This is a genomic window from Cellulosimicrobium funkei (assembly GCF_001019615.1).
Lineage (GTDB): Bacteria > Actinomycetota > Actinomycetes > Actinomycetales > Cellulomonadaceae > Cellulosimicrobium > Cellulosimicrobium cellulans_E.
Genome location: NZ_JNBQ01000003.1, coordinates 169,455 through 182,085, shown reverse-complemented (window position 1 = coordinate 182,085; position 12,631 = coordinate 169,455). Strand labels below are relative to the sequence as shown.

The window sequence follows — 12,631 nt, the reverse complement described above, 5'->3', positions numbered from 1 at the left end:
GGAGCACCATGAGCACCGTCACCACCCTGGGCGTCACCGGCATGACCTGCGGCAACTGCGTCGCGCACGTCACCAAGGACCTCGAGGCCGTCGCCGGCGTCGAGAACGTGAGCGTCGAGCTGCGCGTCGGCGGCGCGTCCGAGGTCACGGTCTTCTCCGACGACCCGCTCGACGAGGCCGCGCTGCGCGAGGCCGTGGACGAGGCCGGCTACGAGGTCGCCTCGCTCGAGGTCCAGGAGGACGCGCTGGCCGCCCAGTACGCCGAGCAGGCCGCCGAGAAGCAGGAGGCGCATTCGTGCGCGTGCGGCTGCGGCACCGCGCCGAGCACGTCCACGGGCGACGACCCCGCGCCCGCGACGAAGACGTACGACCTCCAGGTCCCGCCCCGCGCCTGACCGGCCATGCCATCGGTGCCCACCCGAGCACCCGTCGAGGAGTCACCCGCATGACCGCCCAGCCCACGCCCACCCCGACGGCCGCCGCCCCGCCGGGTGACGTCGACGGCCGACCGTTCGCCGAGGTCGACCTCGCGATCGAGGGCATGACCTGCGCGTCCTGCGTCGCGCGCGTCGAGAAGCGGCTCAACCGCGTCGACGGCGTCACCGCCACCGTCAACCTCCCGCTCGAGAGCGCGCACGTCGTCCTCGCGTCCGACGTCACCGACGCCGACCTCGTCGCCGCGGTCGAGAAGGCCGGCTACACCGCCCGCGTCACCACCCGCCGCGACCACGCCCCCACCGACCAGGGATCTACCTCGCGTGACCAGGGCTCCACCTCGCGGGACCAGGGCTCTACCTCGGTGGACCACGGTTCTCCCTCGGCCGACCGAGGCGAGACGGCCGCAGAGCCGACCGAGCAGCCGTCGAACCCGCAGGCCACGCGCGAGGGTGAGACGGCCGCCGAGGCGGCGGGGTGGCCGGAGGATGCGAAGGGCGTGGCGGGCCTGGCGGGAGGAGCCCGAGGAACGAGGGCTCCGGACGGTAGCCCGAGCACCTCGGGCCACCCCGCCGCCGGACCCGACCCGGGTCCGCGCGACCGAGGCGCCGTGCTGCTGCAGCGCCTGCGCGTCGCGGCGGTGCTGACGGTGCCGGTGGTCGCGGTCTCGATGATCCCCGCGCTCCAATTCACGGGATGGCAGTGGGTCGTCGCGGCGCTCGCGCTGCCGGTCGTCACGTGGGGCGCGTGGCCGTTCCACACGGCGGCGTTCCGCGCGGCGCGGCACGGCGCGTCGACGATGGACACGCTCGTGTCGCTCGGGGTGGTCGCGGCGACGCTGTGGTCGCTGTGGGCGCTGCTGCTCGGCGGCGCGGGAGAGCTGGGGATGCGGATGCAGCCGACGCTGATCCCGTCCCGCGACCACGGTGCTGGTTCGGGTGGGACACCCGAGCTGTACTTCGAGGTCGCAGCCGTCGTCACGACGTTCCTGCTCGCCGGCCGCTACGCGGAGCACCGGTCGAAGCGGCGCGCGGGCGACGCGCTGCGGTCGCTGCTCGAGCTGGGCGCGAAGGACGCGGAGCGCGTGGCGCTCGGGCCGGACGGCTCTCCCCGCACGGGTGCCGACGGCGCACGGGTCACCGAGCGCGTCCCGGTCGCGGACCTCGCGGTGGGCGACGTGTTCGTCGTGCGGCCGGGCGAGAAGGTCGCGACGGACGGCGTGGTGCTGGAGGGGTCGAGCGCGGTCGACACGTCGCTGCTCACGGGCGAGCCGGTGCCGCTGGACGTCGGCCCGGGCGACGACGTGACGGGCGCGACGGTCAACGCGGCGGGCGCGCTGCTGGTCCGCGCGACGCGCGTGGGCGAGGAGACGACGCTCGCGCAGATCGGGCGGCTCGTCACGCAGGCGCAGACGGGCAAGGCGCCGGTGCAGCGGCTCGCGGACCGGATCTCGGCGGTGTTCGTGCCGGTCGTGCTGGTGCTCGCGGTCGCGACGCTCGTCGGCTGGCTGCTCGCCGGGGCGGGCACGCAGTTCGCGTTCACGGCCGCCGTCGCGGTGCTCATCATCGCGTGCCCGTGCGCCCTGGGCCTGGCGACGCCGACGGCCCTGCTCGTCGGCACGGGCCGCGGCGCGCAGCTCGGCGTGCTCATCAAGGGACCGGAGATCCTGGAGTCGACGCGGCGCGTGGACACGGTCGTGCTCGACAAGACCGGCACGGTCACCCAGGGGGCGATGGCGCTCGAGGCGGTCGTGACGCCGTCGGGCACCGTGCCGCTCGACGCGCTGTCAGCCGACGGCCGCGCCCCGGCGCGACGAGATGCCGACACGTCGCGCCAGGACGACGCGCGCGACGCCCTGCGGCACGCCGCTGCGGTCGAGACCCTGAGCGAGCACCCCATAGCGCGCGCGATCGCGGCAGCGGCCCGCGACCTGGCGGCGCCGAGGACCGTCTCGGTGCCGCCCGTCCCCGAGACGCAGGACGCGACGAGCGCAGTGCCGGCGCCCCAGGACGCCGGCGCGAGCCCGGGCGTGGGGGCCGACGGCGTCGTGATCGGCTCGCTCCAGGCGTTCGACTTCCGCAGCGCCCCGGGCGGCGGGGTCGAGGCCGTCGTCCGCACCGCGCACTCCGGCCTCTCGCTCGGCGAGGGCGGGGGCCTCACCGCGCGGCGCGTGCTCGTCGGGCAGCCGTCGTGGCTCGCGCGCGAGGGCGTCGCGAGCGACCCCGCACTCGACGAGGCGTTCGCCACCGCCGAGGCGACGGGGGCGAGCGCCGTCGTCGTCGCGTGGGACGGCCGGGCGCGCGCGGTGCTCGTGCTGCGCGACCCGGTGAAGCCGACGTCGGCCGAGGCCGTCGCCGAGCTGAAGGACCTGGGCCTGCGGCCCTACCTGCTCACGGGCGACGGCGAGGGCGCGGCGCGGGAGGCGGCGCGGGCCGTCGGGATCGCGGAGACGGACGTCGTCGCGCGCGTGCTCCCCGACCAGAAGGTCGACGTCGTCGCGCGGCTCCAGCGCGAGGGCCGTGTCGTCGCGATGGTCGGTGACGGCGTGAACGACGCCGCCGCGCTGGCGACGGCGGACCTCGGGCTCGCGATGGGGACCGGGACGGACGTCGCGATCGAGGCGAGCGACCTCACGCTCGTCCGCGGCGACCTGCGCAGCGCCGCGACGGCGATCCGGCTCTCGCGCCGGACGCTGCGCGTGATCCAGCAGAACCTGTTCTGGGCGTTCGCGTACAACGTCGCGGCGATCCCGCTCGCGGCGGCGGGCCTGCTCAACCCGATGATCGCCGGGGCGGCGATGGCCGCCAGCTCGGTCCTCGTCGTCGGGAACTCGCTCCGCCTGCGCCGCGCGGCCTGACCTACGGCCTACCTACCCCACGCGGCCCCGGCCTCACCGGGCGCCGAGCACGACCCCACCCGCCGCCGAACACGACCTGAGGGTCGCTATCCCGGGGATAACGACCCTCAGGTCGTGTTCGGCGCCTTGCGGTGGGCGAGCTGGGGCCGGCTCAGCGGAAGCGGCGGCCCTCGTCGCGGCGGTAGGCGCCGACCGCCAGGGCGGCGAAGACGACCGTCCAGCCCAGGAGGACGAACCATGCGGCCCCGTACGCCGGCTCGCCCGTGAGCGCCTGGACGAGCAGGTCACGACCCGCGCGGGTCGGCGTGGCCATCGAGATCGCGTCCAGCCAGTCCGGGAAGAGGAACGGCGGGAGGAACAGGCCGCCGGCGAACGCGAGCGGGAAGAGGATCACCTGCACGACCGGCAGCGCGGCCTTCGCGGACAGCGAGTAGCCGATCGCCATGCCGAGCAGCACGAACGGCACGGACACGAGCAGCACCGTCCCGACGCCCGCGAGGAGCTGGCCCCACGTCACGCTCGCGTCGGTGAACAACCAGCCGATGAGGATGAGCGGCACGAGGCCGAACAGCGAGAAGATCCCGCCGTTGAGCACGCGCGCCGCCATGCGCGGCGCAGGGCCTGCCGGGAGCGAGCGCACGAACGGGTCGAACGGGAGCTGCCGGTCCTCCGCGACGCCGAGCCCGTAGGTGAACAGGCTCGCCGAGCAGATCGCGAACAGGCCGAGCGACGCGACGGCCGTGGTCGCGGCGACGGGGTTCTGCGCGACCTCCTTCTGCGGCACGACGAAGAAGAACATCGCGAGCGCCGGGAACAGCAGGTTGCCCAGCACGGCGACGGGCACGCGCACCGTCTCGAGGAACTGGTACTTGAGGTGCAGCCAGGTGAGGCGCAGCGGCCCGGGGAGGGCGGCGGCGCCGCCGGGGATCGTCATGGTGGTCATCGGGCCCGTGCCTCCGTCGTCGGGGTCGCGTCGCGCGCGACCATCTGCTCGAACGCCTCCTCGAGGCTCGCGCCCCGGATCTCGAGATCGTGGAAGTCCACGCCCGAGGTGACGAGCTCGCGCACGAGCGCGTCGGCGTCGGGCGTGTAGAGCTCCTGGCGGCCGTCGCCGAGGCGGTCGGACCGCACGACGCCGGGCCGACCCGCCAGGTCTGTCTCCGACCCGACGACGACCCGCCGCAGCGACACGCGGCGCAGGATCGCGTCGAGCGAGTCGTCCGCCTTGACCACGCCCTGGTCGATGACGACGACCCGCTGCGCGAGCGCCTGCACCTCCTCGAGGTAGTGGCTCGTCAGGAGGACGGTGCCGCCGCCCGCGTGGTACGCGCGGATCGCGTCCCACAGGGCCTGGCGGGCGCTCACGTCGAGTCCGGTCGTCGGCTCGTCGAGCAGGACGACGCGCGGCCGGCCCACGAGGGACAGCGCCACGGCGAGGCGGCGCTTCTGTCCGCCGGACATCGCGCCCGTCTGACGGCCCGCGAGCTCGGTGAGGCCGAACTGGTCGAGCAGCGCCGCCGTCGGGACGGGGTCCGGGTAGTGGCCGGCGACGAAGTCGACGACCTCGCGCACCTTGAGCGTCGCCGGCAGGCCGGTCTCCTGCGGCGTGAGGCCGAGCCCGGCGCGGCTGCGCGCGTCGCGCGGGTCGCCGCCGAGCAGGCGGACCGTCCCGGCGTCGGGTCGGCGCTGCCCGCTGACCAGGGACAGCAGGGTCGACTTGCCGGCGCCGTTGGGGCCCAGCAGGCCGACGAGCTCGCCCGCCCCCACGGTCAGGGAGACGTCGTCGAGCGCGACGACCGTGCCGAAGCGGCGGGTCACGTGGTCGACGGCGACGACCGGGCGGGCGGGATCGGTCGCCGACGGCGCGGGGTCGGGCCGGGTGGCCCGGGTGGGGCTCGTGCGCTGGGCACTCATGCTCCAGCTCCTCTCAGGAGGGTGTTCAGTGCGGCGGTGTAGTCCTCGAAGGCCACGCGGCCGCGGGTCGTGAGGGCGAGGTAGGTCGCGGGCGTGCGACCCTCGTGCGTCTTGGTGACGCGGACGTAGCCCGCGTCCTCGAGCTTGCGCAGGTGGGTGGAGAGGTTCCCCGCCGTCATCCCCAGCAGCTTCTGGAGCTTGGGGAAGGACAGCTCGTCCCCGCTCGCGAGGGCCGCGAGCGTCGCGACGACGCGCAGGCGCGCGGGCGCGTGGATGACGGGGTCGAGCTCCGTCTCAGGCATCGACCGTCCCCCTCCCCCCGGCGGGCGTCGGGCCGGACGCGGGGCGACGCCGTCGTACGCGCAGGACGTGCTCGACCCCGGCCATCACGAGGAACCCGCCGCCCCCCGCGAGCGCCATGACCAGGTACGTGAACGGCAGCCCCGCGAAGGTCGCCCCGGCGGCGGTGACGAGGATCCACACCCCGAGGACGAACAGCCCGCGGGAGTCGAACGCGACGGCGCCGCCGAGGTACAGGAGACCGACGACGATGCAGGCGAACGCGTTGCTCGCGAGCGCCATGACCTCCGTGGAAGCGCCCGCGCGGGCGAGCCCGCCGAGCACGAACCCGTAGCAGACGAAGCCGAGCATCCACGACCACCCGTACATGGCCCCGGTGCGGGCGCTGACGCCGCGGGTCCCGGCGGTGCGCGTCACGCTGTGGACGATCGTGAAGACGGTCGCGGCCGCGATGAGGCTGAAGAAGACCCAGAAGGCCCACGGCTCCGGCTGGGCGCCGACCACCTGACCGGCGCCCGACCGGAGCCGCACGACGTCCGCGCCGTCGGCGACGCGCACGGCGCTCACCCACAGGCACAGGTACCCGACGAGCCACGCGAGCCCCCACGCGAGGCACAGCAGCCGCGTGTCGGGCTCGGTCGCGTCGCGCGCGTGGGCCTGCTGCTCGCGGATCACGCGGAGCGTCTCCGCGACGTCGAGCGCGCGCTCTCCCGGCTCGTCCGTCCCGGCGCGGTCGACGCCGGCGTCGTCGGTCGTCATGGTCGTCTCCGTTGATCGAGAAACTACTTTGCACTGCAAACCTGTTTGCAGAATGTCACGGGACCGACGCAGCGCGCAACCACCCGCGGCCCCGCGGTTTCCTCGGCCCTCGGTAATGTGATATCACTTTGCTATACACCAGCGCGGCGATCAGCCGCAGGAGAGGACGGGCCCCGTGACCGAGAGCGCAGCACCCCCGCAGGAGTCCGTCGGCGGCGAGCCGACCGGCCGTCCCGTCGGCCACGACGGCACGCGCGTCGACGTCACCGAGCAGCCCGCATGGTCGCTCGGCGCGGGCGGCGGCGGCCTGGTGATCCTGCTCGTCCTCGTGCTCCTCGGCGGGTCGATCCCGCTGTTCGCGACCGCGACCCCGGTGGGCGCCGTGCTCGGCGTCGTCGCGATCCTGCTCGGCCTCTTCCTGCTCACGATGGTCAAGGTCATCAACCCCGGGCAGACGCTCGTCGTCCAGTTCTTCGGCCGGTACCTCGGGACCATCCGGCGCACCGGCCTCGTCGCGACGGTGCCGTTCTCGACGCGCAAGCGCGTGTCGGTCCGCGTGCGCAACTTCGAGACGAGCGAGCTCAAGGTCAACGACGCCGACGGCAACCCGATCAACATCGCCGCGATCGTCGTCTGGCAGGTCGCGGACACCGCGAAGGCGAGCTTCGCCGTCGAGGACTACACCGACTTCGTCCGCGTCCAGGCGGAGTCGGCGCTGCGCCACGTCGCCATGTCGCACCCCTACGACGACGCCGAGGCGGGCGAGCAGTCGCTGCGCGGGGCCACCGAGGTCGTGTCGGCGGAGATCGCCACCGAGGTCGCGGCGCGCGTGGTCGTGGCCGGCGTCGAGGTCATCGAGGCGCGCATCTCCAACCTCGCCTACGCGCCCGAGATCGCCCAGGCGATGCTCCAGCGCCAGCAGGCCGGCGCGATCATCGCCGCCCGGTCGCGCATCGTCGAGGGTGCGGTGTCCATGGTCGAGGACGCGCTCTCGCGCCTCGAGGCCGAGGACATCGTCACGCTCGACGACGAGCGCCGCGCGACCATGGTCTCCAACCTCCTCGTCGTGCTGTGCGGCGACAGCCGCGTGACGCCCGTCGTCAACACGGGGTCGCTCTACCAGTGACCCCCCGCACCCCGGACGTGCCCGGCGACGGCGAGCGGCCGTCGTCGGGCACGGGCGTGCCCTCGGACGACCCGCGCGTGGCGCCGGAGGGTGACGCGTCCACAAAGGGTGCGCAGCCGTCGTCGGGCACGGGCCGGGCGCAGCGCGCGCAGCGCAAGTCCGTGCTCCTGCGCCTCGACCCCGCCGTCCACGACGCGCTCGCGCGCTGGGCCGGAGACGACCTGCGCAGCGTCAACGCGCAGATCGAGATGCTGCTGCGCCGCGCGCTCGACGACGCCGGCCGCCTCCCCCGCGACGTCCGCCCGCCCCGCGGCCCGGGCCGCCCGCGCGGCTCCTGACCCCCCGCCGCCGAGCACGACGTTGCCGTCGTTCTGGGGCCGAGAACGCCAGGAACGTCGTGGTCGACGCGGCGAAGGCTCGTGGTCGGCGGACAGCGGGCGTCCAGGTCGCGTCAAGACTGCTCCCCGCGACCGGTGCTATAACCGGACGGTGCCCGACCTGACCGCGTCCACCCCCGCGACCGCGCCCGAGCCGCCCGCGGCCGGCCCGACGGCGGAGCCACCGGTGACCGACGCCACCGCGCCCGCGCGCCCCGACCGTGCGACGCGACGCCGCATCGGCGCGGAGATCTGGATCGTCCTCGGCCTGAGCCTCGGGAAGTCGGCGGTCTACGCGATCATCAACATCGTCGCGCGGCTCACCGCCGGGACCCCGCTCGGGGAGCAGTCCGCGAGTCTCAACGTCAGCCAGTCGGCCCGGCCGTACCTCGATCTCACCTACCAGCTCGTCGGCATCTTCTTCGCGGTGCTGCCCGTCGCGCTCGCGCTGTACCTGCTCAGCGCGCGCGGTCGCTCGGCCGTCCGGGCGATCGGGCTCGACGGCTCGCGGCCGCTCAAGGACGTCGGGTGGGGGTTCGCGCTCGCCGCCGCGATCGGCATCCCCGGGCTCGGCTTCTACGCGCTGGGCCGCCTGCTCGGCATCACGGTCGAGGTGCAGGCGTCGGCGCTCAACGCCGCGTGGTGGACCGTGCCCGTGCTGGTCCTCGCGGCGCTCCAGAACGGGCTGCTCGAGGAAGTCATCGCCGTGGGCTACCTGTTCGAGCGCACGCGCGACCTCGGCTGGGGGCGCGTGAAGTTCGTCGTGTGGAGCTCGCTGCTGCGCGGCTCGTACCACCTGTACCAGGGGTTCGGCCCGTTCGTGGGGAACGTCGTCATGGGCGTCGTCTTCTCGTGGTTCTACACGTCCCGCTGGGGCCGGCACCGCGTCATGCCGCTCGTGATCGCCCACACGCTGCTCGACGTCGTCGCGTTCGTCGGGTACGCGCTCCTCCCCCTGGAGTGGAAGCAGTCCCTCGGGCTCGCCTGACGGCTTCCTCGCGACGCTCGCGACTCGTGAGACGCCCGGTCAGGCGATCCCGAACGCGCCCGTCTCGAGGTCGATCAGGTGGGTCTCGCGGTTGCCGTAGTCGACGCCCCACGTGGGTGTGGACAGCTCCAGGTAGTGCGGCGTGAAGCCGCCCGGGAGCGAGTCGACCATCGCCTCCGACGTCCCGCCGAGGTGGTCGTCCGCCCAGGGTCGCTCCTCCTCCGGGAGCCCGGTCCAGTCCTCGTCCCACGGCGAGACCCAGCCGTCCTCCTCCCGGCCGGGGGCGACGCCCGCGTTCGGGTCGTCGGCCCTCGGGACGAGGTAGGCCCACCGGGTGACCGTCATGTCCTCGCCGCGGCGCGTGCCGAGCGGCGGGTCCCACGCGTTCTGCCCCTCGTCCGTCGCGACGTGCTCGCCCGGACGGCGGGTGTCGGCCGGGGCGGCGGTGGGGCCGGCCGCCAGCTCCTGCTCGGTCAGCCACACCAGGGCGAAGCTCTGGCCGATGATGTCGCTGAGCACGAGCGCCTGCGGGTGCTCCCGGGCCGCGCGCAGGTCCACGACGAACGGGTCGTCCGGGTCGGTCGCGTCGTGCTCGGTGGCGAACTGGCCCTCGCCGAGGAAGTACGCCACGCCCGGGAACCCCGGGCCCCGGCGCTGGTACTCGACCGGCAGCCGCAGCGTGACCGCGTGCCGCATCGGCAGCCCCGTGCTCGGGCTCCGCGGCCACGTCCGTGGCTCGATCCCCGGGCCGCCGTCGCCGATCCACCCCCAGGCCGCCTCGCCCCAGGGCGCGACGGGCGGCGGCAGCAGGTCCGTCGTCCCGACCGGTGACCCGTCCACCGCGTCCTGCGGGGTCAGGCCGAACAGGATGTCGTACGCGGTGACCACAGGTGCTCCTCGTTCTCGACGGACGGCGGTCACATGCTAGGGGCAGCCACCCCCGTGCCCGACCCGGCCGCGGCCCAGCCGCGCCAGGGTCGCGGCCGGGTCAGGCGCCGCGCAGAGCGCGGAGCAGCTCGCGGCGCTCCGCCTGGAGCACCGGGTCCGGGACGGGCAGGGACGCGAGGAGCCGCTGGGTGTACTCCTCGCGCGGGTTCCCCAGCACCTCGGCGCCCGTGCCCTCCTCGACCAGCCGGCCGCGGTACAGCACCGCGATGCGGTCGGAGAGCAGGTCGACGACCGCGAGGTCGTGCGACACGAACAGGCTCGCGAAGCCCAGCTCGCGCTGGAGCTCGGCGAACAGCTCGAGGACGCGCGCCTGCACGGAGACGTCGAGCGCCGACGTCGGCTCGTCGGCCACGAGCAGCTCCGGGTCGAGCGCGAGCGCCCGCGCGAGCGACGCACGCTGGCGCTGCCCGCCGGAGAGCTCGTGCGGGAACCGGTCGCCGTACGAGCGCGGGAGCTGCACCGCCTCGAGCAGCTCGTCGACGCGCCCGCGCGCCGCCTGGGGCGACTCCGCGCGCCCGTGCACGACGAGCGGCTCCGCCACGCAGTCCGCGATCGTGAGGAGCGGGTTGAAGCTCGTCGCCGGGTCCTGGAACACGAAGCCGATGCGTGGCCGCACGGGACGCAGGTCGCGCTCCTTGACGCCGTTCATCTCGACGCCGAGCACACGCAGCGAGCCGCCCGTCACCGCGGTGAGACCCGCCACGGCGCGCGCGAAGGTCGTCTTGCCGGAGCCCGACTCTCCCACGAGGCCGAGGACCTCCCCGGGCCGGATGGTGAGCGAGACGTCGTCGACCGCGGTGAAGCCCGGGCGGCGCAGCCGGCCCGGGTAGGTGACGGTCAGTCCCTGCGCCGCCACCACGGGCGCCGCGTCCTCCCAACCCGCGGCGCGGGCCGACGCGCGGGCCTCGGCCCGCGCGGTCCCCTCGCCGACGCGCGGCACGGAGTCGAGCAGCGCCTTCGTGTACTCCGCCCGGGGCGCCGCGAAGAGCTCGCGCGCGGGCGCCTGCTCGACGACCTTCCCCTGGTACATGACGGCGACGCGGTCGGCGAGGTCGGCGACGACGCCCATGTTGTGGGTGATGAGCACGATGGCCGTGCCGAACTCGTCGCGGCACCGGCGCAGGAGGTCGAGGATCTCGGCCTGGACGGTCACGTCGAGCGCGGTCGTGGGCTCGTCCGCGACGATGAGCCCCGGGTCGAGCACGAGCGCCATGGCGATGACGACGCGCTGCTTCTGACCGCCCGAGAACTGGTGCGGGTAGTGGTCGACCCGCGTCTCCGGGTCCGGGATGCCGACGCGCCGCAGCACGTCGACGGCGCGCTTGCGCGCCTCGCGCCGGGACAGCTTGGCGTGCGCGCGGATGCCCTCCATGATCTGCCAGCCGACCGTGTACACGGGGTTGAGCGCGGCGGACGGCTCCTGGAAGACCATCGCGACGTCGGTCCCGCGGACCTGGCGCAGCCGCTCCCCGCCCAGCGTGACGACGTCGTGGTCGGCCGTCCCGGCCTTGTTCGTCAGCACGACGGCGCCGCGCGCCGTCGCGGTCGACGGCAGCAGGCCGAGGATCGTCTTGGCGGTGACCGTCTTGCCGGAGCCGGACTCGCCGACGACGGCCAGCACCTCCCCGGGCGCGACCTCCAGGTCGACGCCGTCGACGGCGCGCACCGCCCCGGCGTCGGTCGCGAACGACACCGCGAGGTCGCGGATCGTCACGACGGGGCGCGCGGCGTCCCCGCCCTCGCGGCGGGTCGTCTCGGTCACGGCGCTCATCGCCGGTCCTCCGTCTCGTCGTGGGGTGCGTCCGCGCGGACACCCGCAGGTCCGCCTGCGGAGCCGTCGTCCGGCGTGCCGCCGGGCCGCCCGTCGAGACCGACGGCGTCGGGGTCGGGGCGGCCGGGGACGGCGGCGAGCTCGTCGGAGCGGGAGCCCGCGCCCTCGATCGCGTCGAGCCCGCCGGGGCCGGCGGTGAGCGTGCCGCCCGGCACGACCGACGTCTCCGCGACGTCGCCCGACACCTCGGCGGACGCGCGGCGCGAGCGCAGCCGCGGGTCGGCGAGGTCGTTGAGGCTCTCGCCGACGAGCGTGATGCCGAGCACCACGAGCACGATCGCGAGGCCCGGGAAGAGCGCGGTCCACCAGATGCCGCTCGTCACGTCGGACACGGCCTTGTTGAGGTCGTAGCCCCACTCGGCGGCCGCCGTCGGCTCGATGCCGAACCCGAGGAACCCGAGCCCGGCGAGCGTGAGGATCGCCTCGGACGCGTTGAGCGTGACGATGAGCGGGAGCGTGCGGGTCGAGTTCCGCAGGACGTGGCGGAACATGATCCGCCGGTGCGGCGTGCCGAGCACGCGCGCCGAGTCGACGAACGCCTCGCCCTTGATCCGCACGACCTCCGCGCGCGTGACGCGGAAGTACTGCGGCACGAACACCACGGTGATGGACAGCGCCGCGGCGAGGATGCCGCCCCACATGCTCGACTGGCCGCCCGAGATGACGATCGCCATGAGGATCGCGAGGAGCAGGGACGGGAACGCGTAGATCGCGTCGCAGACCACGACGAGCAGGCGGTCGGCCCAGCCGCCGAAGTACCCGGACACGAGCCCGAGCAGCACCCCGACGACGATCGAGGCGAGGATCGCGACGACGATGACGAGGAGCGCCGTCTGGGCCCCCCAGATGACACGCGACAGCACGTCGTACCCGCCCACGGTCGTGCCGAGCAGGTGCTCGGCCGACGGCGGCTGCTGCGCGCCGAACGGCCCGTCCGCGGAGCGGAGCTGGCTGTAGCCGTAGGGCGCGAGCACGGGCGCGAGCGCCGCGGTGAGCAGGAAGAGGCCCGTGACGACGAGGCCTGTGACGAGCATGCCGCGCTGCAGCCCCACGCTCTGCCGGAGCTGGTGCACGACGGGCAGCCGCTTCCACCACG

General features: G+C 74.6%; 12 protein-coding genes. 5 read left to right on the top strand and 7 right to left on the bottom strand.

All coding sequences use genetic code 11. The annotated features are described in order from the left end of the window. The first annotated feature begins 8 nt into the window (after positions 1–8). Positions 9–395, top strand: a complete 387-nt coding sequence (locus FB00_RS21535; RefSeq protein ID WP_082141016.1) for a heavy-metal-associated domain-containing protein — start codon at positions 9–11, stop codon at positions 393–395. A gap of 146 nt (positions 396–541) precedes the next feature. Beyond that, a complete protein-coding gene (locus FB00_RS05255; protein WP_082141047.1) occupies positions 542–3,292 on the top strand; it encodes a heavy metal translocating P-type ATPase in 2,751 nt (916 codons plus the stop codon). Positions 3,293–3,443: 151 nt separating this feature from the next. Here the strand turns inward: FB00_RS05255 and FB00_RS05250 are convergent, their stop codons facing one another. From FB00_RS05250 to FB00_RS05235, 4 genes are read right to left on the bottom strand one after another with little or no spacing between them, the layout of a single operon-like run. Next, positions 3,444–4,235, bottom strand: a complete 792-nt coding sequence (locus FB00_RS05250; RefSeq protein WP_047231818.1) for an ABC transporter permease — start codon at positions 4,233–4,235, stop codon at positions 3,444–3,446. Beyond that, positions 4,232–5,206 carry an ABC transporter ATP-binding protein gene (locus FB00_RS05245; protein ID WP_082141015.1) on the bottom strand — a complete coding sequence of 325 codons (975 nt, stop codon included), beginning with the start codon at positions 5,204–5,206 and terminating at the stop codon, positions 4,232–4,234. The genes FB00_RS05250 and FB00_RS05245 overlap by 4 nt, the downstream gene beginning before the upstream one ends. Continuing rightward, positions 5,203–5,508, bottom strand: a complete 306-nt coding sequence (locus FB00_RS05240) for a transcriptional regulator (protein ID WP_047231817.1) — start codon at positions 5,506–5,508, stop codon at positions 5,203–5,205. Before FB00_RS05240 ends, FB00_RS05245 begins: the two co-directional genes overlap by 4 nt. Then, on the bottom strand, positions 5,501–6,265 hold the full coding sequence (locus FB00_RS05235; protein WP_047231816.1) for a hypothetical protein: 765 nt from the start codon (positions 6,263–6,265) through the stop codon (positions 5,501–5,503). The genes FB00_RS05240 and FB00_RS05235 overlap by 8 nt, the downstream gene beginning before the upstream one ends. A gap of 175 nt (positions 6,266–6,440) precedes the next feature. Between FB00_RS05235 and FB00_RS05230 the strand changes: the two genes are divergently transcribed. From FB00_RS05230 to FB00_RS05220, 3 genes are all read left to right on the top strand, one after another. After that, positions 6,441–7,391 (top strand): SPFH domain-containing protein, encoded by a 951-nt coding sequence (locus FB00_RS05230; protein WP_047231815.1) that lies wholly within the window; start codon positions 6,441–6,443, stop codon positions 7,389–7,391. Continuing rightward, positions 7,388–7,729: a hypothetical protein gene (locus tag FB00_RS05225; protein ID WP_047231814.1), complete on the top strand. Its 342-nt coding sequence runs from the start codon at positions 7,388–7,390 to the stop codon at positions 7,727–7,729. The genes FB00_RS05230 and FB00_RS05225 overlap by 4 nt, the downstream gene beginning before the upstream one ends. Positions 7,730–7,955: 226 nt before the next feature. Continuing rightward, positions 7,956–8,756: a CPBP family intramembrane glutamic endopeptidase gene (locus tag FB00_RS05220; protein WP_047231984.1), complete on the top strand. Its 801-nt coding sequence runs from the start codon at positions 7,956–7,958 to the stop codon at positions 8,754–8,756. A gap of 39 nt (positions 8,757–8,795) precedes the next feature. Here the strand turns inward: FB00_RS05220 and FB00_RS05215 are convergent, their stop codons facing one another. From FB00_RS05215 to FB00_RS05205, 3 genes are all read right to left on the bottom strand, one after another. Continuing rightward, positions 8,796–9,644: a hypothetical protein gene (locus tag FB00_RS05215; protein ID WP_052877456.1), complete on the bottom strand. Its 849-nt coding sequence runs from the start codon at positions 9,642–9,644 to the stop codon at positions 8,796–8,798. A 100-nt stretch (positions 9,645–9,744) separates the two neighbouring features. Next, on the bottom strand, positions 9,745–11,475 hold the full coding sequence (locus FB00_RS05210; RefSeq protein WP_047231982.1) for a dipeptide ABC transporter ATP-binding protein: 1,731 nt from the start codon (positions 11,473–11,475) through the stop codon (positions 9,745–9,747). Further along, positions 11,472–12,569, bottom strand: coding sequence for an ABC transporter permease (locus FB00_RS05205; protein WP_231581737.1), 1,098 nt, complete (start codon positions 12,567–12,569; stop codon positions 11,472–11,474). Before FB00_RS05205 ends, FB00_RS05210 begins: the two co-directional genes overlap by 4 nt. Positions 12,570–12,631 lie beyond the last annotated feature (62 nt).